Origin of the sequence: Saccharomonospora azurea NA-128 (assembly GCF_000231055.2) — a bacterium.
GTDB classification, from domain to species: Bacteria; Actinomycetota; Actinomycetes; order Mycobacteriales; family Pseudonocardiaceae; genus Saccharomonospora; species Saccharomonospora azurea.
This window is the reverse complement of sequence record NZ_CM001466.1, coordinates 3044421-3068479: the sequence shown is the minus strand read 5'-3', so window position 1 is coordinate 3068479 and position 24059 is coordinate 3044421. Positions and strand designations below refer to the sequence as shown.

General features: G+C 70.8%; 20 protein-coding genes and 1 tRNA gene. 7 read left to right on the top strand and 14 right to left on the bottom strand.

Translation table 11 applies throughout. From position 1 onward, the window contains the following. Positions 1 to 17 precede the first annotated feature (17 nt). From SACAZDRAFT_RS13885 to SACAZDRAFT_RS22060, 7 genes are all read right to left on the bottom strand, one after another. Entirely contained in the window at positions 18 to 509 is a 492-nt protein-coding gene (locus SACAZDRAFT_RS13885) for a hypothetical protein (protein ID WP_005442718.1), read from the bottom strand. 6 nt (positions 510 to 515) lie between these two features. After that, positions 516 to 1343, bottom strand: coding sequence for a LytR/AlgR family response regulator transcription factor (locus SACAZDRAFT_RS13880; protein WP_005442717.1), 828 nt, complete (start codon positions 1341 to 1343; stop codon positions 516 to 518). 83 nt (positions 1344 to 1426) lie between these two features. Next, positions 1427 to 2269, bottom strand: coding sequence for a S49 family peptidase (locus SACAZDRAFT_RS13875; RefSeq protein WP_005442716.1), 843 nt, complete (start codon positions 2267 to 2269; stop codon positions 1427 to 1429). 57 nt (positions 2270 to 2326) lie between these two features. Further along, entirely contained in the window at positions 2327 to 3613 is a 1287-nt protein-coding gene (locus SACAZDRAFT_RS13870; RefSeq protein ID WP_005442715.1) for a GAF domain-containing sensor histidine kinase, read from the bottom strand. A 121-nt stretch (positions 3614 to 3734) separates the two neighbouring features. Next, positions 3735 to 4598: an Fpg/Nei family DNA glycosylase gene (locus tag SACAZDRAFT_RS13865; RefSeq protein WP_005442714.1), complete on the bottom strand. Its 864-nt coding sequence runs from the start codon at positions 4596 to 4598 to the stop codon at positions 3735 to 3737. Positions 4599 to 4601: 3 nt separating this feature from the next. Further along, the gene (locus SACAZDRAFT_RS13860) at positions 4602 to 5042 is read right to left on the bottom strand and encodes a hypothetical protein (RefSeq protein ID WP_005442712.1); all 441 of its coding nucleotides are present in this window, start codon (positions 5040 to 5042) and stop codon (positions 4602 to 4604) included. Between the two features lie 111 nt (positions 5043 to 5153). Next, the gene (locus tag SACAZDRAFT_RS22060) at positions 5154 to 6617 is read right to left on the bottom strand and encodes a sigma-70 family RNA polymerase sigma factor (protein ID WP_005442710.1); all 1464 of its coding nucleotides are present in this window, start codon (positions 6615 to 6617) and stop codon (positions 5154 to 5156) included. A gap of 188 nt (positions 6618 to 6805) precedes the next feature. Here SACAZDRAFT_RS22060 and SACAZDRAFT_RS13850 point away from each other — a divergent pair. Further along, positions 6806 to 6878, top strand: a tRNA-Gly gene (locus SACAZDRAFT_RS13850). A 55-nt stretch (positions 6879 to 6933) separates the two neighbouring features. Here the strand turns inward: SACAZDRAFT_RS13850 and msrA are convergent. Further along, on the bottom strand, positions 6934 to 7593 hold the full coding sequence (gene msrA, locus SACAZDRAFT_RS13845) for a peptide-methionine (S)-S-oxide reductase MsrA (RefSeq protein WP_005442709.1): 660 nt from the start codon (positions 7591 to 7593) through the stop codon (positions 6934 to 6936). An 84-nt stretch (positions 7594 to 7677) separates the two neighbouring features. Between msrA and SACAZDRAFT_RS13840 the strand changes: the two genes are divergently transcribed. After that, positions 7678 to 8928, top strand: a complete 1251-nt coding sequence (locus tag SACAZDRAFT_RS13840; protein WP_005442707.1) for a hypothetical protein — start codon at positions 7678 to 7680, stop codon at positions 8926 to 8928. On the opposite strand, the gene SACAZDRAFT_RS13835 is transcribed toward SACAZDRAFT_RS13840, so the two are convergent. The 3 genes from SACAZDRAFT_RS13835 to SACAZDRAFT_RS13825 are packed head-to-tail and all read right to left on the bottom strand — an operon-like array spanning position 8879 to position 14840. After that, positions 8879 to 10057, bottom strand: coding sequence for an acyltransferase family protein (locus SACAZDRAFT_RS13835; protein WP_040927767.1), 1179 nt, complete (start codon positions 10055 to 10057; stop codon positions 8879 to 8881). The genes SACAZDRAFT_RS13840 and SACAZDRAFT_RS13835 overlap by 50 nt on opposite strands. A 29-nt stretch (positions 10058 to 10086) precedes the next feature. Further along, a complete protein-coding gene (locus tag SACAZDRAFT_RS13830) occupies positions 10087 to 13335 on the bottom strand; it encodes a glycosyltransferase (RefSeq protein WP_005442699.1) in 3249 nt (1082 codons plus the stop codon). 50 nt (positions 13336 to 13385) lie between these two features. Beyond that, a complete protein-coding gene (locus tag SACAZDRAFT_RS13825; RefSeq protein WP_005442695.1) occupies positions 13386 to 14840 on the bottom strand; it encodes a class I SAM-dependent methyltransferase in 1455 nt (484 codons plus the stop codon). A gap of 57 nt (positions 14841 to 14897) precedes the next feature. Between SACAZDRAFT_RS13825 and SACAZDRAFT_RS13820 the strand changes: the two genes are divergently transcribed. Next, positions 14898 to 16205 carry an alginate O-acetyltransferase AlgX-related protein gene (locus SACAZDRAFT_RS13820; protein ID WP_408638051.1) on the top strand — a complete coding sequence of 436 codons (1308 nt, stop codon included), beginning with the start codon at positions 14898 to 14900 and terminating at the stop codon, positions 16203 to 16205. 140 nt (positions 16206 to 16345) lie between these two features. Next, entirely contained in the window at positions 16346 to 17626 is a 1281-nt protein-coding gene (locus SACAZDRAFT_RS13815) for an SHOCT domain-containing protein (protein WP_005442692.1), read from the top strand. A gap of 59 nt (positions 17627 to 17685) precedes the next feature. On the opposite strand, the gene SACAZDRAFT_RS13810 is transcribed toward SACAZDRAFT_RS13815, so the two are convergent. Further along, positions 17686 to 18603, bottom strand: a complete 918-nt coding sequence (locus SACAZDRAFT_RS13810) for a hypothetical protein (protein ID WP_005442690.1) — start codon at positions 18601 to 18603, stop codon at positions 17686 to 17688. A gap of 110 nt (positions 18604 to 18713) precedes the next feature. Between SACAZDRAFT_RS13810 and SACAZDRAFT_RS13805 the strand changes: the two genes are divergently transcribed. Next, a complete protein-coding gene (locus SACAZDRAFT_RS13805) occupies positions 18714 to 19076 on the top strand; it encodes an ester cyclase (RefSeq protein ID WP_005442688.1) in 363 nt (120 codons plus the stop codon). Positions 19077 to 19079: 3 nt separating this feature from the next. Here SACAZDRAFT_RS13805 and SACAZDRAFT_RS13800 read toward each other — a convergent pair whose 3' ends face one another. Beyond that, positions 19080 to 20864, bottom strand: coding sequence for a gamma-glutamyltransferase family protein (locus SACAZDRAFT_RS13800; RefSeq protein ID WP_005442686.1), 1785 nt, complete (start codon positions 20862 to 20864; stop codon positions 19080 to 19082). Positions 20865 to 21010: 146 nt separating this feature from the next. Here SACAZDRAFT_RS13800 and SACAZDRAFT_RS13795 point away from each other — a divergent pair, with 146 nt between their 5' ends. Next, on the top strand, positions 21011 to 21772 hold the full coding sequence (locus SACAZDRAFT_RS13795) for an SDR family NAD(P)-dependent oxidoreductase (RefSeq protein ID WP_005442684.1): 762 nt from the start codon (positions 21011 to 21013) through the stop codon (positions 21770 to 21772). A gap of 4 nt (positions 21773 to 21776) precedes the next feature. Here the strand turns inward: SACAZDRAFT_RS13795 and SACAZDRAFT_RS13790 are convergent, their stop codons facing one another. Beyond that, a complete protein-coding gene (locus tag SACAZDRAFT_RS13790) occupies positions 21777 to 23414 on the bottom strand; it encodes a TM0106 family RecB-like putative nuclease (RefSeq protein WP_005442683.1) in 1638 nt (545 codons plus the stop codon). Between the two features lie 114 nt (positions 23415 to 23528). Between SACAZDRAFT_RS13790 and SACAZDRAFT_RS13785 the strand changes: the two genes are divergently transcribed. Then, positions 23529 to 24020, top strand: coding sequence for a DUF6474 family protein (locus SACAZDRAFT_RS13785; RefSeq protein WP_005442681.1), 492 nt, complete (start codon positions 23529 to 23531; stop codon positions 24018 to 24020). The last annotated feature ends 39 nt before the right edge of the window (positions 24021 to 24059 follow it).

Genomic DNA, 24059 nt, shown 5'->3' with positions numbered 1-24059 from the left:
ACCTGTGCCGACGGAAGTCAGTTCTCGATCATCGCGACGAAGTCCCGTTCGTGTCGCTCCGCCAGCCGGTTGTACCACAGGCCGACGCCGAACAGCAGCGGAAACGGCAGGATGCCCAGCACGATCCACGGCAGCGGGATACCGATCACCCGCCAGGCCGCGAGCTCCGGGGCGTGGTGGAACAGCAGCGGCAACACACCGAGCGCCACGACCACGAGACCGAAGAGCAGCAGTCCCGCCCGCAACTGCACCTTCACGAGATCCTTGACGAGCAGCTTGCCCCAGCTGGTCTGCTCGGCCAGCTCCACGCGCGCGCGCATCGACGCGCTCGACATCCGCCGCGGCGCGGCGAGCACGACCCGCTGCCGGCGCGGTTTGGCGGCAGGCTCCGCCGGTGTGGACAGAGAGACGGCCGGCCGCACGGTCTCCGACGGCAACGGCTTCTTGCCCAGTGTCGGATCCGGCTGCCGGATGCCCTGGACGCTGCTGTAGAGGTCGTCGTCGGTCACGGCCGGCTAACCCAACCGCGACGAACCGACCAGCTTGTCCTTCAGCTCCCGCGTGTGCCGGCGGCTGACGGGCAGGACCTTCTCCTCGTTGCCGATCACGACCTGGTAGCCGCCCTGGCCCATGCGGAGCTCGGTGATGAGCGGCAACGCCACGAGGAACGACCGGTGGATGCGGACGAACCCGGCCTTGGCCCACCTCTCCTCGAGCTGCGCCAGAGGGATCCGGACGAGGTGGCTGCCCTCGGTGGTGAACAACCGTGCGTAGTCGCCCTGCGCCTCCACCCAGCGCACCGACGAGCGAGGGATGAGCTTGGTGGTGCCCGCGAGTTCCACGGGGATCACCTCGTTGTCGCGGTCCCGCTCGGGCTCCGACGGCCTGCGCAGGCCCGACGCCGCCTCGATCTTCTCGACCACGCGCGACACGGCCTTGTCGATGCGCTCCTGCCGCGCGGGTTTGAGCACGTAGTCGACGGCACCGAGGTCGAACGCCTCGACCGCCTCCTCCGCGTGGCCCGTGACGAACACGAGCACCGGAGCGGGGTTCAGCGACGCGAACACCCGCGACATCTCCATCCCGGACAACCCCGGCATGTTGATGTCCGCGAACACCGCGTCCACCGGCGGCAGGCCGCGGTGCTTGCGCGCCCGGATGAGGTCGTCGTCGGAACCGAGAAGCCGTAGCGCCTCGGAGGCGTCGACGGCCGGAAGCACGCGTCCGACGTAGGCGTTCGCCTCAAGACAGTGCTTCAGCTGATCAAGACCGTGCGGCTCGTCGTCGACAGCGAGGACGAGCAGCTTCGGTGTGTCATGGGGAGCACTCACAGTGAAACGCATCCTGCCGCTTGCAAGGGTCTCTGTCCACTACGCTGCCGGGCGATTCGGACACCACCCGTTCGCTTCAGCGTAGTCGAAATCGATCACAGACCGAAGCGAGACCACGCCGCACGGTGTTCCAACGCCTGCAGCACCGCGGCGGCGGGCGAGGCCATGCCGAGTCGGGCGAGCAGAGGCTTCTTCGGCTCGGCGACCGTGATCTCGGCGTCCGGGAACCGCTTCTCGACCACGTCGCGGAGGTTGCCGAGGCCGTCCACGAGCCCGAGCTCCACGGCCTTGGCCCCGAGCCAGATGTCGCCCGAGAACAGGTCCTCCGAGTCGCGCAGGCGAGCACCACGCCGCTGCTTCACCCAGTCGACGAACATCTCGTGGAGCTGCGAGTGCATCGAGCGCAGCCACTCGACGTCCTCCGGCTTCTCCGGGCTGAACGGGTCGAGCCGGGACTTGTTCTCCCCCGCCGTGTAGAGCCTGCGCTCGACACCGAAGCGCTCCAGCAGTTGCGCGAAGCCGAACGAACCCGAGATGACGCCGATGGACCCCACCATCGACGTGCGGTGGGCGTAGATCTCGTCGGCCGCGCACGCGAGCCAGTACCCGCCGGAGGCGGCCACGTCCTCCGCGAACGCGAGCACCGGGACCCCCTTCTCGTCGGCCAGCTGGCGGATGCGCTCGGCGACGAGACCCGACTGCGTGGGCGCGCCACCCGGCGAGTTGATCTGCAACGCCACCGCCTGGAGCCGCTCGTGGGAGAACGCCCTCTTCAACGCCGATTCCACAGCGGCCAGGTTGATGGAGCCGCGGGCCGACAGCGGCGACGCCTGCGGCGTGATCACGCCGTGGAGCTTGACGACGGAGACGACGTCCTTGCGCTCGACGCGCTCGCCCAGCTTGGGAATGCGGGAGACCAGGGTGTCCTTGCGACTCATGACTCCAGCGTACTGATCATCACGTCCCGCGGTTCGTTCTCGCGGCCCGGTCGCCGGTCACGATCCGAGGGCCGCGCCGGGCCTCGCCTGCACCGCCGCACGCCGCACCGTCGGGGGCTCGCTCTCGGCGTACCCGGGCATGTCGGGCCGCACCGCCCGCACGAACTTGGGCACCCGCATGGTCACCTTCATGCCCGCGCCCACCGCCGTCTCGACCATGAGCGAGTAACGGTCGTGGTAGACCTGCTGCATCCGGTAGTTGATGCCCGCGAGACCGATGTGCGCGCTGCTCCGGGAGTTGCGCATCCCCTCCAGCAGGGCGGGATCCATGCCCACCCCGTCGTCCTCGACGCTGATCTCGGCCTCGTTGCCGATGTCCTGCGCCACCACCGTCACCGTGCCGCCGCCGGGCTTGTTCGCGATCCCGTGCTTCACGGCGTTCTCCACCAGCGGCTGGATGAGCAGGAACGGCACCACGACCGACTGGACCTCGGGAGCGATCTTGAGCCGGACGTTGAGCCTGCTGCCGTAACGGGCGCCCTCGATCGTGAGGTATCGATCGATGTTGCGGAGTTCGTCCGACAGGGTGGTGTAGGTGCCTTCCGCCCGGAAGCAGTACCGCGTGAAGTCCGCGAAGTCCTGCAACAGCTCCCGCGCCTCCTCCGGGTCGGTCCGGATCAGCGACGAGATCGTGTTCAGCGCGTTGTAGACGAAGTGCGGCGAGATCTGGGCCCGCAACGCCTTGATCTCGGCCCGCTGCAGCTCGTGCCGGGCCTGTTCGAGACGCGCGGCCTCCAGCTGCGTGGTGACGAACTTCGAGACGGCCTCCGCCAGCTGCACGATCACCCGCCCGCGCGTGCGCCCGACGACGATGAGGACCGCGTCGGTGTTGTCCTCGATGATCAGCGGGACGATCACGGCCGTGCGCATCCGGCAGGTGCCCTTGTGGTTGCAGGGCACCTTGTTGTGCGACACGATCTCGTGCCGCTTCTTGCGGATCGCGGTCCCGATGGGATCGACGAGGTCGACGTAGTGGTCGTTCGCCTCCCCGTCCCACGACAGCAGGCTGCCGTCGCGGTCGGTGACGCCCACCGCGACACAGCGCAACAGTCTCAGCAGTCGCGACGTGATCCTGTCGGCGGCGTCCGGGTTCAGCCCTCGCCGCAGTTCGAGCGGCGAGTCCGACATGAAGCGGACAGCGTCGAGGACGGCCTCGTCGACGGCTCCGCCCGGGTTGCGGCGTCTGACGACGGCGACGAGGACGGTGACCAGCCCGACGAGGCAAGCCCCCAGACCGAAGGCCACGACGGTCTGCGTGGTCAACACACTTGACACAGCGTCCATGCTCTGCGTTCACACCGTCACGTGCAAGATCTGAGTGCACACCATCCGTACTCGATCAAGCACGCAGAACCGCTTTTCGGCCACCCAGAGTCACGATGCTCAGCGCCGGTGTCGCCCGTTGTCACTTCAACAGTCGTGACATGCGGCGGTCGGCGAGCGTCTTTCCACCCGTTTGGCACGTCGGGCAGTACTGGAACGCCCGGTCGGCGAACGACACCTCGCGCACCGTGTCACCGCACACGGGGCACGGCAGACCCGTCCGCCCGTGCACGCGCAGGCCCGACCGCTTCTCCCCCTTCAGCCGCGCCGCCTTCTGCCCGACCGACCGGTCCACGGCGTCGGTCAGGACCACGCGTGCGGCCTCGGCGAGCCGGTCGAGCGCCTCGTCGGACAACCGTCCCGCGGTCGCGTACGGGGACAGCCGCGCGGTGTGCAGGATCTCGTCCGAGTACGCGTTGCCGATGCCCGCGACCGTCGACTGGTCGACGAGCACCGTCTTCAGTCGGGCGCTGCTGCCGTGCAGCAATACCGCCCAGCCGTCGCGATCGAGGTCCAGGGCGTCGGGGCCGAGTTTCGCGATTCCCGGCACCTGGCGGGGATCGTCCACGATCCACACCGCGAGATCCTTCTTGGTCCCCGCCTCGGTCAGGTCGAACCCCGGGCTCGTCCCGTCGTCCGACAACCGCACCCGCAACGCGACCGGACCGCGTCCCGGCCGCGGCGGCGTCGGCGCGAGCGAGTCGGACCAGCGCAACCAGCCGGCTCGGGCGAGATGAGCGACGAGGTGCAGTCCGTCGCAGTCGACATCCAGGTACTTGCCGTGCCGGGTCGCGCCGGTCACCGTCCTGCCGTGGAGTTCCGTCGACGGTGGACTCACGGTCTTGAGGACGGTCAACGACGCGACGTCGACCCTCGTCACCACGCGGCCGAGCGCGTGCTCCCGGAGGAAGTACGCGAGGGCTTCGACCTCGGGCAACTCGGGCATGGGCTACTCGACCGGATGTAGTGGACCGTCGAAATCGGGCAGGTCGTGCTTGTGGATCGACTTGGCGATGCGCGTGACCTCGCCCCTCACGTTCAACATACCGATGACCGTGCCCACCCACCGCTCGGACGGCTTCTCGCCGGTGGCGTCGCCCTCCGTCTCGGCGACCACGGTCCACGGCCTGCGCAGAACCCAGCGCAGGGGGAAGAACAACGCCACGAGCAGCAACGCGAGCGGAACCCACTGCGGCACCACGACGTCGTCGGGCATCCACACCAGCAGGACGACGGCCAGGGCGAGGGTGACCCCCATCATCGCGATTCCGGGTGCCTGGTTGGCGGCGACGTCGTGCTCGAAGTCGTCGGCCGTGGCCGGCTTGCGCCACTCCATGTGCGCACGGATGACCCACTCCCGGCCGTCGGATCCCTGGACAAGCCGGTTCATCGCTTCCTCCGCTAGCCCGGTGCAGATCGTCACCGCAACGTTACCGTGATCGTCGCGGCCTCGGGAAGCCCGTCGTGTCACCCGGTGGGCTCTGCTCCGTCCCGGCCGAGCTCAGCCGGTCGGCACCACGTTTCCCCGCGCCGACGCCCAGGACGGCGGGCCCTGACCGTCCGACGGCGGGATGCCGCCGCGGCCGGATGGCTCGGCAGTGTCGTCGGCGTCGTCGCGGGGGTTGCTTCCCGTGCCGGTCCGGGTCTCCTCACCGGAGGTCGGCCCGGGCGACGAGACGTCCTCGGGCGGCACCGTCTCGCTCGGAACGCTCGTGTCGGTCCGGCCGGGAACCGACTCCCCGGGCAGTGCGGGCGCATGCCCGTCGACACCGAGGCTGACCTCGGCGGGAAGCGTGTAGTCGGTGGGACCCCACTCGCCGTCCACGGACTCCGTGGAGTGGACGGTCGAGCCGGTGTCCTCCCGTGGCGCGCCCGACTCCGAAACCAGGCCGATGCGATCGCTCGGCGCGGGTCCACCGTCCGGCGCCTCCGACGACACGCTCACCGATCCGCCGCCCGGCGACGCCGACTCGACGTGCTGAGCCTGCATCTCCGGGAGGACGGGACTGCCCGCCATGCCGACGACCGCCGCCGCGGACACGAACGTCAACCCGAACTTGCCGCCACCGAAGGCCGCAGTGGTGGCGGCCACCCCCGCTCCCCCTCCCGCGGCGACCCCGCCGGCGGTCGCGGAACCACCCGCGGCGACGGCGGCGCCCGCACCGGCACCGGCGCCCGCACCCGACCCGGCCAGCGCGAGCCCGGACAGCGGTACCAGCAGGACCAACGTTCCCGCGTGCGCGCGCAGGGACGAACAGACCTGCTGCAGCTCGTCGAGCGTCGACCGGCACGACGCACAGGCGTTCAGATGGCTGCGGATCCGGCGGGCTTCCGCCCCGGTCACGCTGCCCACCGTGTAGCCCCCGAGTTTGCGCACCACACTGCGGCATCCCGTGGACGAGCTGTCGGCGGCCAGATGGGCCTGCAGATAGGCCGCCCGAAGACCGATCCGGGCCCTTCGGGCCAGCGCCGCGGTGGCGTTGGCGCTGAGCCCGAAGTGCGGCGCGACGACGGCGGGCTGCTCACCCTCGACCTCCGTGTGCCACAGCACGATGCGCCACCGCTCGGGAAGACTCGTGAACGCGCGCGTGATGAGCGTGGACTCGGCGGTGCCGCTCTGGGCGTCGCCGCGCGACTCCGCTCGGGCCAGCAGTTCGTCGTCCGTCACCGGGACTTCGCGACGCGACCCCTGCCACTCCCACGACACGCGACGGGCCACGGTCAGCAGATACGCGCGCACGTTCTCCCGCGGCCCGTTGCCCCGGCGGATGGCCTGGAAGACGCGGAAGAACGTCTCGGCCGTGACGTCCTCCGCCTCGGACGCGTCGGACACCAACCCCCGCGCCAGTCTGCGGACGGCGGCTTCGTGGGCTTGGAAGAGCTCACCGAAAGCAGCGTCGTCTCCGGACCGGATGCGCTCCACGAGACCCGGTTGGTCGGATGTGGGGACCGAGTCGTTCGACATACCGTCGGGCACCCCCTCCGGGCCGTAGCCCTTTCGGTTGAACTTTGAACACCATACGGAGTCACTCGGACACCCGCATCCGTTCGTACCCGGAGGGTCGCCCTGCTGTCACCCAACGACCCTCCATCGAGTGGCCGAGACGGGTAGGTATACACTGTCTTACGCACGGGTTGAGAAACCCGACGCACGCGGACGTAGCGCAGCTGGTAGCGCATCACCTTGCCAAGGTGAGGGTCGCGGGTTCGAATCCCGTCGTCCGCTCAGCATGAGAAAGGGCGGTGGCCGAACGGCCACCGCCCTTCTCGCTTGTCCCGGACTACTCGGCCGAGGCGATTCCCACGGGGCAGGACACACCCGTGCCGCCGAGCCCGCAGTACCCGTTCGGCACCTTGTAGAGGTACTGCTGGTGGAACTCCTCGGCGTAGTAGAACTCCCGCAGCGGCGCGAACTCCGTGGTGATCTCGCCGTGCCCCGCCGCGGTCAGCGCCTTCTGGAACGACTCGCGCGAGGCCTCGGCGACGCGGCGCTGCTCGTCGTCGGTGAAGTACACCGCCGAGCGGTACTGGGTCCCGACGTCGTTGCCCTGCCGCATGCCCTGCGTGGGGTCGTGCCCCTCCCAGAACACCTTGAGCAGCGTCTCGTACGACACCGCGGAGGGATCGAAGACGACCAGCACGACCTCGGCGTGCCCGGTGAGGGCCGTGCAGACCTCCTCGTACGTCGGGTTGGGCGTGTGCCCGCCCGCGTACCCGACGGCCGTCGAGTACACGCCCGGCGTCTGCCAGAACAGGCGCTCGGCACCCCAGAAGCAGCCCAGCCCGAACACGGCCGTGCTCATGCCCTCGGGAAACGGTGGCTTGATCCGCCGGTCGCCGAACACGGCGTGGACATCGGGCGTCACAAGCGCTTCCGCCCGCCCGGGCAGAGCCTCGTCGGCGGACACCAGCTGCGTCTTGTTTCGACCGAACAACACCATGCGTTCGATTCTACCGCCAGAATGTCACGCGAACGGGTGGCGAACTATGGTGTACCAGCTGCACCGGCGCTGGAGGGGTTGACGATGTCCTGGCAGGAAGAGTTGCGTCGTCTCGACACCGAACTCGCGGCGGGCACCATCACCAGCAGCGAGCATCGGCGTCGTCGGGAGGACATCCTGGCCGAGGTGTCGGGCGCGCCGCTGACGGCGTTCGCCCGTTCGAGCACCGCGAGCGGCACGGCGACGGCCGAATCCTCGCAGGCTTCCACGGATTCCCCCGCTACCTCCGAGCCCTCCAAGCCCTCCAAGCCCTCCGAGCCCTCCGAGCCCTCCGAGCCCTCGGCCGCCCCGGACACTCCCCCGTCGTCCACCGACTCCTCGGCCGACCACCCGTCCGGCGACGAGCCGACCTCGACCACGCCCGATTCCTCGGCGAGCAGCGCGCGTCGGGACGGCGGTGCGCAGTGGGCGGCCGCCAATCCCGCCAGCGCACAGCCCGAGCCGGGCGCGGACCGGAAACCCACCCCGGCCGCGGCCTCGCTGCTGTCGACCACCCGCCCGACCACCGCACCGAGCCCCGCCGACGAGCGGCCCACCGAGCTCCTGCGCAGGATCGACTTCTCGACGCCACCGCCCACTGCCCCGGGTAGCGACGACGACAACGACAACGACGGCGGCGAGCGGGGTCGCCGGACCGGCCTCACCTGGGTGGCGATCTCGGGCGCGGTGTTCCTCGCGCTCGGCGCGGTGATCGGCGGAGCGTGGTGGTTGGGGCAGGACCGCTCGGAGGCACCGCCCGCGTCGGTGGACTCCGGCACCGGCGCACCCGGCTCAGGTGCCGCCGACGGCGACACCGCGCAGGGCGGTGACCGTCCCGCGTTGGAGGACCGCGTGCCCGTGCTGCCGGGCACGCCCAGCCCCAACGACTCCACGCTCGCGGTGGACAAGGGCGTCGAGCTCAGCCTCTATCCCGAGCACTCCGCGCAGATCCTCACCGACCACGGGGTGAACGAGGTCGTCCACCGGGCGTCGACCGACGGCGACACCGGCTACTTCCTGCTGGTCATCCCCACGCCCGACGCCGAACGCGCCACCTCGCTCACCACCGCACTGAGCGAGCTCGTCGTGAACGCCGGGTTCACCACCGTGGAAGACGTCGAGGGCGGCCTCACCGGGCAGATCGGCGACCGCACCCTGCGGGGCACCTGGTACACGTCGGACACCGTCGTGGTCAATCTCTGGGTCTCCCAGCCCACGCCCGCCGACGAGGCGCAGCTGGCGACGCTCACGACCGAGACCGTGGAGGCCCTGCAGGCGGAGTTCCCGCCCTCCTGACCTCCGGCTCCGCACGGCCGGGGGGCGCGGCGGCAGCGGGCGGGCCGCCACGCAGCGGCTTCTTCAGGTGGCGGCGCAGGCGCTGGGTCGGCACCTCGACGAACACCCAGGAGGCGACACCGCACAGGTACGCGGCGGGAACCGCGAGCGCCGCGAGCACCCACGGGTCGTCCACTCCGGCGATGATGATCAGTTGCTGGACCGGGAACCCCCAGATGTACATGCCGTAACTGCCGAAGATCCAGCGACCGTCCATTTCGAGCCGACGCGGCCAGTGGTGCGCCCACACGATCGCGCCGTAGGTGGCCATCACGGCGAGCACGTACCGGTCGAGCGGCGTCTGGTGCACGGCGATCCACAGCCCGAGCAGGCCCAGCGCCACCCAGGGGTTGAGCGGAATGCGGTCGCGGAACGCGAACACCACCATGCCCATCGCGAACGGCACCATGAACGCCACGGTGGAACCGAGCGGCACCTCGATCAGCGATCCGACGTCACCGTGGTAGCCCATCGTCGCCTGGATCCGGCTGTCGGCCACCAGCAGCGCCGCGAGCACCGGAAACACGAACCACCGGCCGAGGCCGAGCAGCAGCAGGAGCCCGACCGCCAGCACGAGGACGTAGCCGATCACCTCCATCGGCAGTGTCCACAACGACCCGTTGACCGACCACGGGTACGGGTTGTCGACGAAGACGCCCGGCAGCTCGTGTTGCAGCAGGAACAGCAACGACGTGCCGACGAAGTAGCGCCAGGTCTGCTTGTCGCTCCAGTACTCCCCCGCCGACAACGTGGTGAACAGCGGGCCGATCACGAACACCAGTGCGGCCACGACCACCAGTACCGGCGGGAAGATGCGCAGCACCCGTTTGGCGCTGAACCGCCACCACGACGGATCGCTGGCCCAGCTCTGGCTGATCTGGTAGCCGCTCATCGCGAAGAACGCCATGAGGGCCACGTAGCCCGGGGACGCGTCCCAGCTCGCCGGGAAGATCGTCAGCCGGGACGGGTCGAGGATCGGCCAGCTGTGATCGACGACGACCGTGGTGGCGCCGATCAACCGCAGCCAGCCGAAGCCGATGTTCGGATCCGCGTACTCGCGGTACCGGCGTTGCCCTTGCCGTAGAACCACTGTCACCCGCCCGCCGGGAGTCGAAACCGTCAGTCCGTCGCGTCCGCCCGTCTCAGCAACCCGGTGAGGGTGGCCTCGGCCACGCCCGGACCGAACGTGGCGTCCACCGCCGCCGCTCCCGCACGGGCCAGCCGGAGCCACAACGCGTCGTCGGCCAGTGCCGACGAGATGCCCTCGGCGAGGCGCTGCGGAGTGTCGCCGACGAGGACGCTCTCGCCGTGCCGCAGGTCCATACCCTCGACAGCCAGCGTCGTGCCGACCACGGGGACACCGTGCGCGAGGGCCTCGCCGACCTTGCCCTTCACTCCCGCACCGAACCGCAGCGGCGCCACGACCACGCGCATTTCGCGGTACATCGCCGCGAGATCCCGCACCCAGCCGTGCACGACGACCCCGTCGCGTTCGAGGTCGAGCACCTCCTGCGGCGGGTTGCTGCCCACGATGTGCGCCACCGCCGTGGGATGTTCCTCGTGCACGAGCGGCATGATCTCCTCGGCCAGCCAGCGCGCGGCGTCCCGGTTCGGCACGTGGTCGAAACCACCCACGAACAGCAGATCCCGCCGCCCGTCGGGAACCGTGGAGGCCGCGGACGCCTCGTGGATGTTCGACAGCACCTCGACCCGGGCCGACGGGACGAGCTCGGCTAGGGTGCGCCGCTCGTCCTCCGACACCGTCAGCGTCACGTCGCTGGCCCGGGTGAGCCCGAGTTCCATCTCCCGCAACGCGTCCGCCCGCCGCGACAGCGACACGTACTCGGACTCGTCGCCGAGTTCCTTCGCCAGCTCCGCCTGCCTGCCGAGGCGCACGAAGTGCAGGTCGACGGTGTCGTAGGCGACCACGCAGTCCGGCGCGTACTGCCTGATCTGTTCCAGCAGCTGCCAGGCGATCTGCGGGCGCGACAACACCGCGAGCCGCAGCTCGGGACCCACCTCGCGCAGGAATTCCTGCTGCTGTCCCGCGTCGGCGAGCACGGTGACCCCGGCCTGGTACAGCGCGCGTGCGTAGCGCTCCGGGAGCGCGCCGTTCATGGGGAAGAACACCACTCGCTGGTCCAGTCCCACCAGCAGGTCGAGGATGCGCGACATCCGCACCGAGCCGGAGTCCTCGTCGGTGCGCGGTACCTGGTGGTCGGCGACGAGGACGACGCCGCCGCCGTGGCCACGGCTCGTGCGGTTGCGGCCGAGCCACAGGTTCCGCGGGCTCGCCTCGGCACAGTGGTGGGCGAGCGCGTCGGCCCACTTCTCGACGAAGACGTCGCGGTTGAGCTCCTGGTGGCGCTTGACCCCCGACGAGACGTCGGTGCCGTTGGAGACGCCCTCGTGGTGGGTGACCACCGACTCCGGCTGCACCACCGTGCGATACCCCGCGGCCCTGACCGCGAACGCGAGGTCGGTGTCCTCGTAGTAGGCGGGCGCGTAGCGGGTGTCGAACCCACCGAGGGCGTCGAACAGGCTCTTGCGCACCATGATCGCGGCACCGGAGCAGTAGTCGACGTCGCGCATCGTCGCGTAGCGCGGCTCGTGCGGGTTGTCGCCGCGCCCGTAGTTCCAGCCCGTGCCGTCGGCCCAGACGATGCCTCCGCACTCCTGGAGGGTCCCGTCGGGGTAGACGAGCTTCGATCCGGCGAGCCCGACGTCGCGGTGGGCGTCGAAGACGGCCGTCAGCGAGTCGAGCCAGCCGTCGTGGACCTCGGTGTCGTTGTTGAGGAACAGGACGAACTCGCCGCCCGCGTGCTTCGCGCCGAGGTTGCACGAGTGCACGAAACCCTGGTTGCGCTCGGCCCGCACGAGTCGCACGCCCGGGCACTGGGCGACGAGGTCGGCGGAGCCGTCGGGCGAGGCGTCGTCCACGACGATGACCTCGAACGGCGTGGCGGGCAGGTGCGCCTCGATGGAGGCCAGGCACCGGCGGGTGTACGACCAGTTGCCGTACACGGGGATGACCACGCTGACGAGCGGATCGGTGCTCGTCGTGACGCCGACCGGCGAGGTGTCCTCCACCGGACCGGGCAGCACGCCCTTCGGCCTGCCCAACGCGCCCTCGTAGACGTCGCGCAGGCGGCTGCCGCGCGGGGCGACCCGCTCGACGGTGCTGCGGTACCGGCTGATCAACCGCTGCGCGAGCGCCGACTGCTCGGCTTTCAGCTGCGCGTTCTCGGCCGCGAGCGCGCCCACCGACCGCCGCAGCTGGGCGGCGTGGTCGGACAACCAGCCGAGCCGCTTCTCCCGGCGGGCGAGTCGTTCCCGCAGGTCGGTGTTCTCGTCGACGACCCGGCTCTGCGCGCGCTCGGCCTCGGCGGCCCGCGTGAGCGCTTCGTCCCGTTCGTCGGCGCGCCGCTGCGACACCGCCTGCTCGTTGCGGAGGCTGTCCTCGGCGGCGTCCAGCCGCGCACGCAACGTGGACACGGTCTCGGCGAGCTGGGCGATCTCGTCGGCGCGGCTGCGCGCGACGAGCGTGAGGTCCGGGTCCGCGAGCACCGACGCGCGCGGGACGTCGACGGCGGCGGCGGACGCGACACCGAGGAGGTACGTGTGCGGCGCGCCGGGCGAGACCGTCCAGTCCTGGTTCTGGGTGGCGGTCAACGTGTGCGTCTCGACGTCGCCCCGCTCGGGACCGTCGTGGACGAGTGAGCCCACCGCCACGTTCTGCCGCAGCAGCACGACGTGCTCGAAGCTGCCCGCCAGGAGCTGCCGGAAACCGTCGCGGGTCAGTTCCTTGACGTGGTACGGGTTCTCGTTGCCGTGGTCGTGGGTGTAGACCTCCACGTCCGGGGTGCTGCACAGGAACACGCCCTCGGGCGCCAGCCGCGCGCGCACGAGCCGCATCAGCTCGTCCTGCTCGGTGACGTGCTCCACGGCCTCGAAGCAGGTGATGACGTCGAACGGCTCCTCGTCGGCCAGCACCTCGGCGTCGGTGATCGAGCCGACGGCGAACCGCAGGTTGTCGAGCGGGTAGGTGCGGCTCGCGTGGGCGACGGCCTGCTCGTCGATGTCCACACCGACGACCTCGGCGGCGGTCGTGGCGAGCATCGCGCTGCCGTACCCCTCACCGCTGGCCAGGTCGAGCACCCGCTTGCCCGCCGCGAACCGCAGAGCGAACGCGTACCGGTGATAGTGCTCGTAGACGACCTGGTAGTCCTGGACCCAGGGAACACACCGTTCCCCGGTCCATTCGATGAGTCGACCGTCCGGTCCGTCAGCGCCGTCGACGCCGTCGACGCCGTTGATGCCGTTGACGCCGTCCGACAGTCTCGATTCCCCCACAGCCTCACCCGCCATGCCGGGCAGGTTATCGCTTCACCGGGGTTTCACGGTGTCAGGTTCTGCTTTTACCGCAGCGTGACGCCGTTCAGGACGTACGACAGCGTCCTGCGGTCCTCACCGAGCCCCGCCGCGTGCGGGTTGACCCACCAGTCGGCGCGCAACGTCAACTCCGCCGTGGTGTGGGCGGCGAGCGCGACCGGCACCGTCCGGTGCAGCAGGCCGTGCTCGACGGGCAGCGCCGCCACCTGTGTGTCGTCGACGAGCACCGTGAGCGTCCCCTGCTCGGGCATCCAGTCCGGCACCCAGAACTCCAGCTCGACCGTGTCGACCTCCGCGGTCGTGCGCAGGGGGAGCGTGGCACCGCGCCCGACCCAGCGGTCGTGCAGAACACCGTTGCACCGGCCCACCGCGAGTCCGCTGCCCCGCACCAGTCGCTGGGGATCGGACGCGGCGGGATGGAACGACACGCGGCCCGCCGGGTCCACCACGTCGGTGCGGCGCACGCACCGCTGCGGGGTCCGACCGCGGTACGCGCGCAGTGTCCGCGGAGTCGGGTGGAACAGCGCGGTCAGGCGGGTCGGCGTGACCACGCCCAGGTCGAGCAGGCTGTCGTCGAGCACGCCGATGTCGTCGATCAGCGCCCGGTGCCGTTCGTCGTCCATGTCGAAGTTGTGGCCGTAGACGCGGTCGACGAACGGATCGATCACGTTGCCGAGCGCCAGGAAGAAACTCGGGTGCAGGTACTCCAGCAGCACCGGCAGCACGTCCTGGGCGCGGATGCCCTCGAACCCGTCGACGGCGCAGTCGATGTCGTCGAACTGCTCGTCGATCGCGCCGGTGATGGAGTTGCGCCGCAGCTCGGGCGGCAACGTCGCCCAGATGCGCTCGATCACCTCGAGCGCCTCGGGCCAGCGGCGATGCCCGTTGCGCCCGATCATGTCGTGCACCACCAGCACACCGTCCGAACGCAACCCCTCCCGCAGCTGCCCGTAGAGGTGTTCGAGGTCGAGCACGTGGTGCAGCACCTGGAACGCCACCACGACGTCGTGTTCGGTGTCGGCCTTCCACGTGTTGAAGTCGGTCTCGACGTGTTCGATCCGGTCGGCGAACCCGAGCCGCCCCGCGGCGTCGGCCGCCCGTTCCTGCATGTCGTGGTTGATCTCCAGCAGGCGCACGCGCACGTTGTGGACGCCGTCGGCGGCGAGCGTCTCGAGCCAGGACAGTTCCTGGTCGCCGTTGCCGCTGCCGAGCGACAGCACCACCGCGTCCCGGCCGTGCTCCGCGGCCTCGCGGGCCCGGCTGCGGATCTCGCCCACGATCAGCGACCCGATGCTCTCCACGCCAAGTTCGTGCAGTTTGGGCACCATGTGGCGGGCCGACCAGCGGTGCGCCGACGGCGGGAGATTGCCGTGGACGTCCTCCTGTTCGGCGAAGGTCCCGCGCTCGGCCGCGAGCCGCTCCGCGTAGTCAGCACCGTGTCCGGACAGTCCCCGCTCCAACGCCCACTCCACTCCCTGCACGCGCCGATCCCGACGATCGGCCCTCCCAAGCCGTGACCGGCGGCTACGATACGGCGCGTGTTCCCCGGCATACCGCCACACCCACCGCGGACTCCCGTGCTGCCGCCGACGCCTGAGTCGTGGCTGCCGCAGGAGCACAACCTCTACCGGCCGCGACACAGCGCGAAGCAGCGCACGGCGTTGGTCTGCGCCATCGTCTTCTTCCTCGCCCCGGCGCTGTCCTTCGTGCTGGGTGTGCGAGCGGAGCCGTTCGAGAACCGAGCGCTGCACGACTTCCCGAACCCCGGGGACGGCTGGAGTTTCTTCACCGCGTTCCCCGCGTGGGCCACCGACCATCTGCCGTTGCGGGAGGCGGGAGTGGAGGCGGCCGACGCCGTCGGCACGGGCCTGTTCGGCGACCCGCCCGGCACGCAGTCGGGCGCGCGGTCCGGCACCGCGGGCGTCCAACCCGAGGACGAGCCCAAACAGGTCGTGCCGCGCGAGTTGTTCCCGCGGGTGATCTCCGGCAAGGACGACTGGCTGTTCCTCGGCGAGGACATCGCGAGCAAGTGCTTCCCCGTCATGGACGTCGACCGCATCGTGGCGGCGCTCAACAAGCTGCGGACCGCGGTGGAGGCGTCGGGACGCGACTTCGTGCTGGTCGTCGCTCCGAACAAGACGACGATCATGACGGAGCACCTGCCCGACGACTACGTCGGCAAGGACTGCGCCGACGCGCGGAGCGCCGAATTCTGGCGACGCCTCCCCGCCGAGGCCGGTGCGATCGACCTCCGCGAACCCCTGCGCCACACCGCCGAACAACTCGACACCGACGTCTACAGTGCCGTCGACACCCACTGGAACTTCGCCGGCGGCCTCACCATGACCTACGCGGTGGCCGAGCAGATCTCGCCCGGCATCACCAGCACCTGGCAGGTGGAGCGCAGCAAGCTGCGCGACTGGCCCGCCGACCTCCTCCGCCTGCTCGGCCGGTCGGAGAAGTGGGACCTGCACGAGTACACGCTCGCGCCGGACGGCGAGAAGGACCGCACGCGCTACATCGCGAGCGACTTCAAGGTGCCCCTGCGGACACAGCAGTTCGGCAAGGAGGTCACCGGGGTCTACGGCGGCAGCGTCGGAGTCGTCGCCGACTCCTTCACGCAGTTCGCCTCACCGTTCCTCGCGGCGACGAACCGCAACCTCGTCATCGCGCACTCCGACACCGTAGCGCAGGGCGACCCGGCGCGGATCGCGGAGTTGCTGGGCGACCGGGACGTCGTCGTCTTCGAGTTCGTCGAACGGATCCTCGCGAACGGAGGGAGTTCGCTGCTGCGCGACGACGTGATCGACGCCATCGGAACGGCTCTGGCGGACAACCCCAGATAACAACCCGGTGTCAGCTGGGGTAACGCGCGATCTGCCTGCCTCGCCCCGGACGTCACACAGTAAGTTACGTGCTGGCGCGGTTGTCCGAGTGCGCACGCAAATTCTTTTGTCGGCAACGAAGTCCCGAAGGGGGGCCGGGGGTGACCTGGCAGGAAGAGCTACGCAAGCTGGATGAGAGTCTCGCGTCCGGCAACCTTTCCGCGGACGAGTACCGCACCCGTCGTGACCAGATTCTGTCGTCCGCGGTGAGCTCGCCGGAGCAGGCGGCGGAGACGTCCGAACCGAGCAAGGCCGACGCGACGCAGGTCATCGCGCCGCTCTCCGGTTCCCCGCAGCCCCAGACCGGGCAGCAGCCCGCACAGACGCCGCAACAGCCCTCCCCCGAGGCGACGCAGGTGGTGCCGCAGAACGACCCGGGCGCCGAGCGCACGCAGGCGGTGTCGCCCTGGCAGATGCAGCAGATGCAACAACAGCAGCAGGGCGGTCAGGCCTACCCCGCCTCGCCCGCGGGCGGGTTCCAGCAGCCGGCCTCCCCGGCGGGCGGGTTCCAGCAGCCCGCGGCCTCCCCGCCCGGAGGGTTCGCCGCACAGCCGCAGAACCAGCCGTGGAACGCCGCCCAGGAGGACTCCTCACCGCCGTGGGGCGGCGGTGACTTCCCGCCGCTGAGCCCGCAGGGCAGCCAGGAGTGGGGTGTCAGCCAGGGGCCCGAATCGTTCGACGACACGGAGTCCTCGGGCAAGAGCCGCAAGGTGCTGCTCTCCGTGATCGCGGTCCTGCTGGTGGCGGGCATCGGCGTCGCGGTGTACTTCCTGTTCATCGCCGGCGGCGACGACGCCCCCCCTCCGACCGTCCCGTCGCAGTCGCAGAACCAGCCGCCCCCGCCGCCCACGGAGTCGAGCACCCCGCTGCCGAAGCCGCCGCCTCCGAAGGAGGAGCCCGCGGACAACGACGCGGCACTCATCGATCCGCCCGGCAAGGAACGCCCCGGTGGCGGCCCCTTCGACTACGAGTTCCTCGAGAAGAACAGCGACATGCTGCCGCAGACCGTGGTGGACGCGCTGGGCGACGCCGACATGGACGACGGCCTGCTGAAGACCACCATCACCGACGACAAGATCACCATCGGCATGTACTCCATCGAGGTCGGTACCGAGGACGACGCCGTCGCGATCGCCAACGAGTACGGCGTGGCGCAGCAGGAAGGCGGTATCCCCGCGGAGCGCGAGCTCGCCATGCAGGGCGTTCAGGTCTACGCCGCGGGCGCCCAGGGCGACAGCGTGGTGCGCGGTGTCTACGTCCTGTACGACCGAGTGATCATCATCGACGTCTTCGGCGAGGGCCGGAAGAACGTCGAGCCCCTGTTCAACGAGCTCCTCGAAGAACAGGTGAACCACGCTCCGCCGACGTACACCGGACCGTGACGGGACGGGAGGGCCGGACCACCCGGCCCTCCCTCTCGTGCCAGCCACGTGCCTCCCCGTCACGGTGCGGGCGGCGTGAGCACCTGTCGCTGCGCGACGGGCCCCGCGTCCTCCGGCGAGCCGGGCGCGGTTGTCGGTCCGGACAGCAGAGTGTAGGCGAGCAACAGGCCCCCGAGGCAGCCCACGGCCACCAGCAGCCAGTCGGTCATCCCGGCCGTGCCCGCCATGGCCACCCACCCGAACGCCGACCAGAAGCCCGTCGCGAACAGCGTCGCGGAACCGGTCCACAGCAGCACGGTCGTGAGCCAGGTCCGCCCCCGTGCCCCGAGCACCACCACGCCCACCACGGCGGCGAGCGCGGCCGTCGCCTCGACGACGGCGAGCACCGTGTTGGCCAACCGCAGCCGATCGTCGAACGCGGTCACGAACTCCGCGACGGCGACGACCAGTGCGAGTACCGCCCCGGTCACCGCGATCGGGCCCGGTCCGCGTGTCGGTGACGACCCGCCGAAAGCGGACGCCCAGCGCACCCGCGCGTACAGCGTGAACGCCGTGAGCAAAGCGATGCCCTGCCACGCGAAGCTGGAGTAGACCAGCGGAACCACCCACGGCGCGAGGCCGGAGCCCGCCGGGGCCGTGGCGAGGTCGGCGGCGATGGCGGGGAACGAGACGACGATCGGCGCGAGCAGGCCGCTGCCGACCCACATCGGGAGCAGGATCAGCCACGCGGGCACGCGCAGGCCCCAGCGGTGGGTCAGCGCCAGCACCACCACGATCGCGGCGATCTCCAGGGCGGCGGTGAAGGCGTTGGCCATCCGCATCACCGGGGCGGTCATCAAGCCCGCCTCGGGAACCCCGATCTCGACACCGGCGATCCAGAAGAGCTTCAGGAACAGGTACGGGAGCATGCCGACCACGGCGACGTAACCGAGGACGGGCCTCAGCCTGGCGGGTCGGGACGACGAGTCGTGAACCATGCTGTCGAGCCTCCCGCTGCGGCGCGCGCCACGGTCCCCTCGCGAGGGGCGTCCCGCTCCCTCTCGCGGGGGAACGGGCGAAGTACCGCCGGTTTCGGCACCATGAGTCCATGGACACCCTGTACCGGCGGTGGTTGGACGAACTCTGGAACGGCGAGCTCGAACACCTCGACCGGGCCGCCGAGGACATCGTGACCGCCGACTTCGTGGGTCACTGGCCCCGACACCCGGGGCTCGCGCACGGCCCCGGTCAGCTCGCGGCGATCGTGCGTCAGGGCCGGGAGATGATCGAGAACAGCGAGTTCGAGCTGGTCGTCGGCCCGGTGGTGCACGGCGACCTCGTCGCCGCGCGCTGGGTGGGGCGTGGACGCTACGAGGGTCGGCCCGTCACCTTCCACGGCCACGACCTGCTGCGTGTGGACGGCGACCGGTTCGCCGAGTACTGGGTCATCGCCGAGGACCCCACCGCCTGAGCGTCAGCGGCCGACGGCGTAGCCCTGCATGCCCCTCGGGTTCGCGGCCGCGCGCAGGATGCCCGACGCCGCGTCGCGCGAGACGGCGGAGAGCCTGCCGAGGGCCCACGGACCGCCGTCCACGACGTCGTGCCCACGCTCGCGGAGTTCGCGGATCGTCTCCTCGCCGATGCGCGACTCGACCACCAGCTCCTTCGGCTGCCACGAACGCGGGTAGAAGGAGCTCGGGAACGCCGTCGTGTGCCACGCGGGCGCGTCGATCGACTCCTGGAGGTTCAGACCCCCCACGGTGTGGGCGAGCCAGAAGCAGAGCTGCCACTGGTCCTGCTGGTCCCCGCCGGGGGTTCCGAAGGCGAGCGTGGGTTCGCCGTTCCGCAGCGCCATCGAGGGCGACAGCGTGATGCGCGGCCGCTTCCGCGGCGCCAGCGAGTTGGGCAGCCCCTCTTCCAGCCAGAACATCTGCGCTCGCGAGTCGAGGCAGAACCCCAGCTCGGGGATCGTCGGAGACGACTGCAGCCAGCCGCCCGAGGGCGTCGCCGAGATCATGTTGCCCTCGGCGTCGACGACGTCGATGTGCACGGTGTCGCCGCGCGTGCGGCCCGCCGGGTCCACTGTCGGCTCGCCGACCGCTCCCGTGCCCGCCTGCTCGCCACGGGTGCGTTCGAGGACCGCGGGAAGTCGCGGGTCCGCTCCGCCGGGCCGCAGCTCGCCGCTCGCCTCGTCGCCCACGAGCGTGCGCCTGCTCTCGGCGTACTCCCGCGACAGGAGCGTGGCCAGGTCGACGTCGGTGTCGCCGTAGTAGGCCTCCCGGTCGGCGAACGCGAGCTTCGCGCACTCGGTGGCGAGATGCACCGTGCGCGCGTCGGGCCTGCCGTCGACGTAACGGAGTCGGTCGCGGAACCCCTCCAGCAGCCGCAACTGCTGCGCCAGCACCGGACCCTGCGTCCACGCACCGCACTTCACGAGGCTCCACTCGCCGAAGTCGGTGATCACCGCGTCCTCGTAGCCGGCCTCCCACGACGCCAGGTCGTCGCCCGTGAGCAGTCCCGCGTGGTCGCGCCCGGAGTCGTCGCGGAACGCGCGGCGGCTGAACTCGTCGACGGCCTCCGCCACGAACCCGTGCGACCAGGCGCGGCGGGCGGCGTCGATCTGCGCCTCCCGGCCCGCGTGCACCTCCGCCTGCCCCAGCAGCCGCTGCCACGTACGGGCGAGCGCACGATTGCGGTGCAACGACCCGGGAGTGGGCGGGTGACCGTCGGGCAACCACAGCTGCGCCGAGGTGGGCCAGTGGTGCACGAACAGCTCGGACACCGCGTCGATGGTGTCGGTGATCCGGCTGACCACCGGCACGCCCTTCCAGGCGTAGGAGATCGCGTACTTGAGCACGTCGCGCAGGCTTTTCGTGCCGTGGTCGCGCAACAGCAGCAACCACGCGTCCCACGCCCCGGGGACGGTGGCGGAGAGCAGGCCGCTGCCGGGGATGAGGTCCAGACCGAGTTCGCGGAAGTGCGCGGGTGTCGCCGCGGCGGGCGAGGTGCCCTGCCCGCACAACACGCGCGGGGTGCGGTCCCGCGCCGTCGCGAAGAGCGCGGGGACCTGGCCCGCGGGACCGTTCAGATGCGGCTCGGCCACCTGGAGCACGAAACCGGCCGCGACGGCCGCGTCGAAGGCGTTCCCACCGTCCTCCAACACGGCCATGCCGGTGGCCGAGGCAAGCCAGTGGGTGGTGGCGACCATGCCGTGCGTCCCGGCGAGTTCTGGTCTGGACGTGAACACGATGTCGACCATACGGGTGATCACTTCGTTCGTACAACTAACTCACAGTTGCCTCACGGACGCCGGACCGGCGTGAACGCGAACGCCCGTTAACCTATGACCACTGTCACGACGGCGGCAACTGTCGAAGTCTCACGACCACAGAAAGGGACGCGAACATGCAGATCGCCAACACCGCGGCCATCGTCACCGGCGGCGCCTCCGGCCTCGGTGCCGCGACGGCGAAGGCACTGGCCGCGAAGGGAGCCCGGGTGTTCGCGGCCGACCTCGAGTCCTCCATCGCGAAGGCCGAGGCGACCGACGGCGTCACGTTCGTCGACGCCGACGTCACGGATGCCGCCGCGGTGCAGCGGGCCGTCGACGCCGCCACCGACTCCGGCGCTCCCCTGCGCGTCGTCGTCAACTGCGCCGGAATCGGCCCCGCCTCGCGCATCCTGTCGAAGAAGGGTCCGCACGACCTCGACCTGTTCCGCAAGGTCGTCGAGGTCAACCTCGTCGGCACCTTCAACGTCATGACGTTGGCCGCGCAGGCCATGGCCGCCACGGAACCGGTCGACGACAAGGGCCAGCGCGGCGTCGTCGTCAACACCGCGTCCGTGGCCGCCTTCGAAGGCCAGATCGGACAGATCGCCTACTCCGCCTCCAAGGGCGGTGTCGCCGGCATGACCATCCCCGCCGCCCGTGACCTCGCGTCGAGCGGCATCCGGGTCATGACCATCGCGCCCGGCATCATCGACACCCCCATGATGGCCGGGATCACCGAGGAGTTCCGCGAGAGCCTCGCCGCGTCCGTGCCGTTCCCCAAGCGCCTCGGCACCCCCGACGAGTACGCGCAGCTCGCCCTGAACATCGTCGAGCACGACTACCTGAACGGCGAGGTCATCCGCCTCGACGGCGCTCTGCGCATGGCGCCCCGCTGACGCGCTACAGCTCGCCCATGAACGGAACGGCGTGCGCGGCCTCGTCGCTCATCCACACCCGGAGCGCGTACGTGGCCCGCACGTCGTCCTCGTTGTACCGCAACAACCGCTCGCGCTGAGCCGGGTCGGGAAGCCCGCCGTCCATGCCGACGGCGTCGCGATACCACCGCATCGACGCCTCACCACTCGCCTCGGGGTCGCGCCACGAGAAACCCGCCACCGGCGCGACCACCTTGAGCCCCTTGCCGCGCGAACACAGGAACTGCTCGGACACGCTGCGGAAGAGGTCGACCCACTCGTCGGACTCGACGAACCGCCGCACCTCCGCCCGCGTCGGCACGCCGTCCACGCCCGCGAACCGGTCGACCGACGCGTACAGCCAGCGATTCTCGGCCAGCGCGTTGTAGCAGTAGGCGCGGAAGGTGAGCCCCGCCGCCACCGCCCTCGCCCGCACGTCGCAGAGCCAGGCCCAGAACCGCGCGAACGACCGGGCCTCGTCGTCGGTGGGCAGCGGATCCCACGTCGCGAACGCCCGGTACCCCGGCTCGATGCCGATGTCCGCACCGCTGAGCAGGCAGCCCCACAGGTAGGCACCGGAGTCGCCGAAACTCTCCATGTCGACGTCCACTTCGACGTCGGCGCGCGGCACCTCCACCGTCTCGACCCGGCGCACCACCGTGAGGTCGGCGAGCCAGGCGCGGGCGAGCGCGACCGCGTCGTCGAACGTGGTGCCGGTCCGCTGGATCGGCGGATCGTCGGCGGGATCGAGCGCCGCGAGCTTGTCCACCGTGGACACTCCGGCGCGCCGCAGCTCCACGGCGTCCTCACCGCGCACGACGAGACTGACGTCCCGGGCCCGCGTCAGATCCGCCTCGCAGACCGGCCACCAGGGGCAGCGCTTGCATTCGAGGATCCGCGACGGTTCCGCCAGCGCCTCGGCCCGGGCGGCCGCGGCGCGCGCCACCGCGAGCCGGTCGGCGAACCGCGTGTCGTACTCCTCCAGCGCACTGCGGCCACCGGGCCAGGTCGGGGCTGTGAGGTCGTGCCACACGACGACGTCGGCGTCGAGACCGATCACACCGCCGAGCGCCCGGTCGTCCTCGGCGTACCCCGTCGCCTCCAGCAGGCGCCGCGTGTGCGCCAGCCGCAACTGGTCACGCGGATGCGAACGCACCTTGCGCTTCGGGTCGGCCTCCCCGTGGGCCGGGTCGACGTCCGGCAGCACCGTGGTGCGCGCGCCGTCGCCGGGGTCGGTGATGCGGTGGCGGACCACCAGCACGGGCACGTACCCGCTCGGCGTGCGCACCAGCAGGTTGATGCCGCCACGGCGGCCGCCGTCGCGGTCGGCGGGGAACGTGGCGCCCCACACGAACGCCACCCCCTCCGCCAGCGCCGACCGCGTCAGCTCCGCGCGTTCGCGGGCCGGCAGTTCGGGCGGGACACTCGCCCAGCTGCCCTTCGACTCGGCGTGCAGCCACTCCGCGATGCGCGCCCGATGGGCCTGCGCGTCGGCGATCCGCTGCTCGGAGGCCGGATCGGGCGGCGCCAACTCGGCGTCGCGCATGGTCGGATCGTGATCGAGGTGTACGCGACGGCGACACCGCGTGACGACCCCCGCGTCCAACAACACCTCGACAGACATGCCTTTCACTGTATGAGAGCCCCCCGACATGGAGCCGACGTGCCCGGCCCCGAGGCGAACAGTAAGTTCGCGGGGGAAAGCCGGTGCACGAACGGTGACTGCGATGGAGGGGCGATGGGCCGCAAAGCGGATCGGGCGCACAGCGGAGCCGGGGACGACCTCGGGTTCACGCCGAAGCGGGCGAAGAACGCCGTCCGCGTGGCGAAGGTCGTCGTTCCGGCCGCCGTGCCCGCCCTCGCACCGCTCGTTTTGCGCGCGGCGGGTGCGGTCCGGGAGGTGTACGACCGGCGGCAGGCCCGGCGCATGGGCATCGACGTCACGCAGCTGCCCGAGTACAGCGGTCGCGGGGGCGCGCTGCTGGCCCGGCTCGCCGGCGCGTCGAACGCGTTGACACAGCTCGCGGACTCCGAGCGCGCCACGGACGCCGACCGCGAGTTCGTCGCGCGCAGCCGTTCGACCCTGGAGCAGCTCACCGCGTCGGTGCGGGCCGCCGAACACATGCCCGTGTCGCGCCGCAAGGCCGCGCACCGGGCCGTCGGTGCCGAGCTCGACCTCATCGAGGTGGAGGTGCTGCGCCGACTCGGCGTCCCGGGCGCGCCGAGCTGACGGCCCTCACCGGCACACCGGCGTACGGGAAGTGCGGAC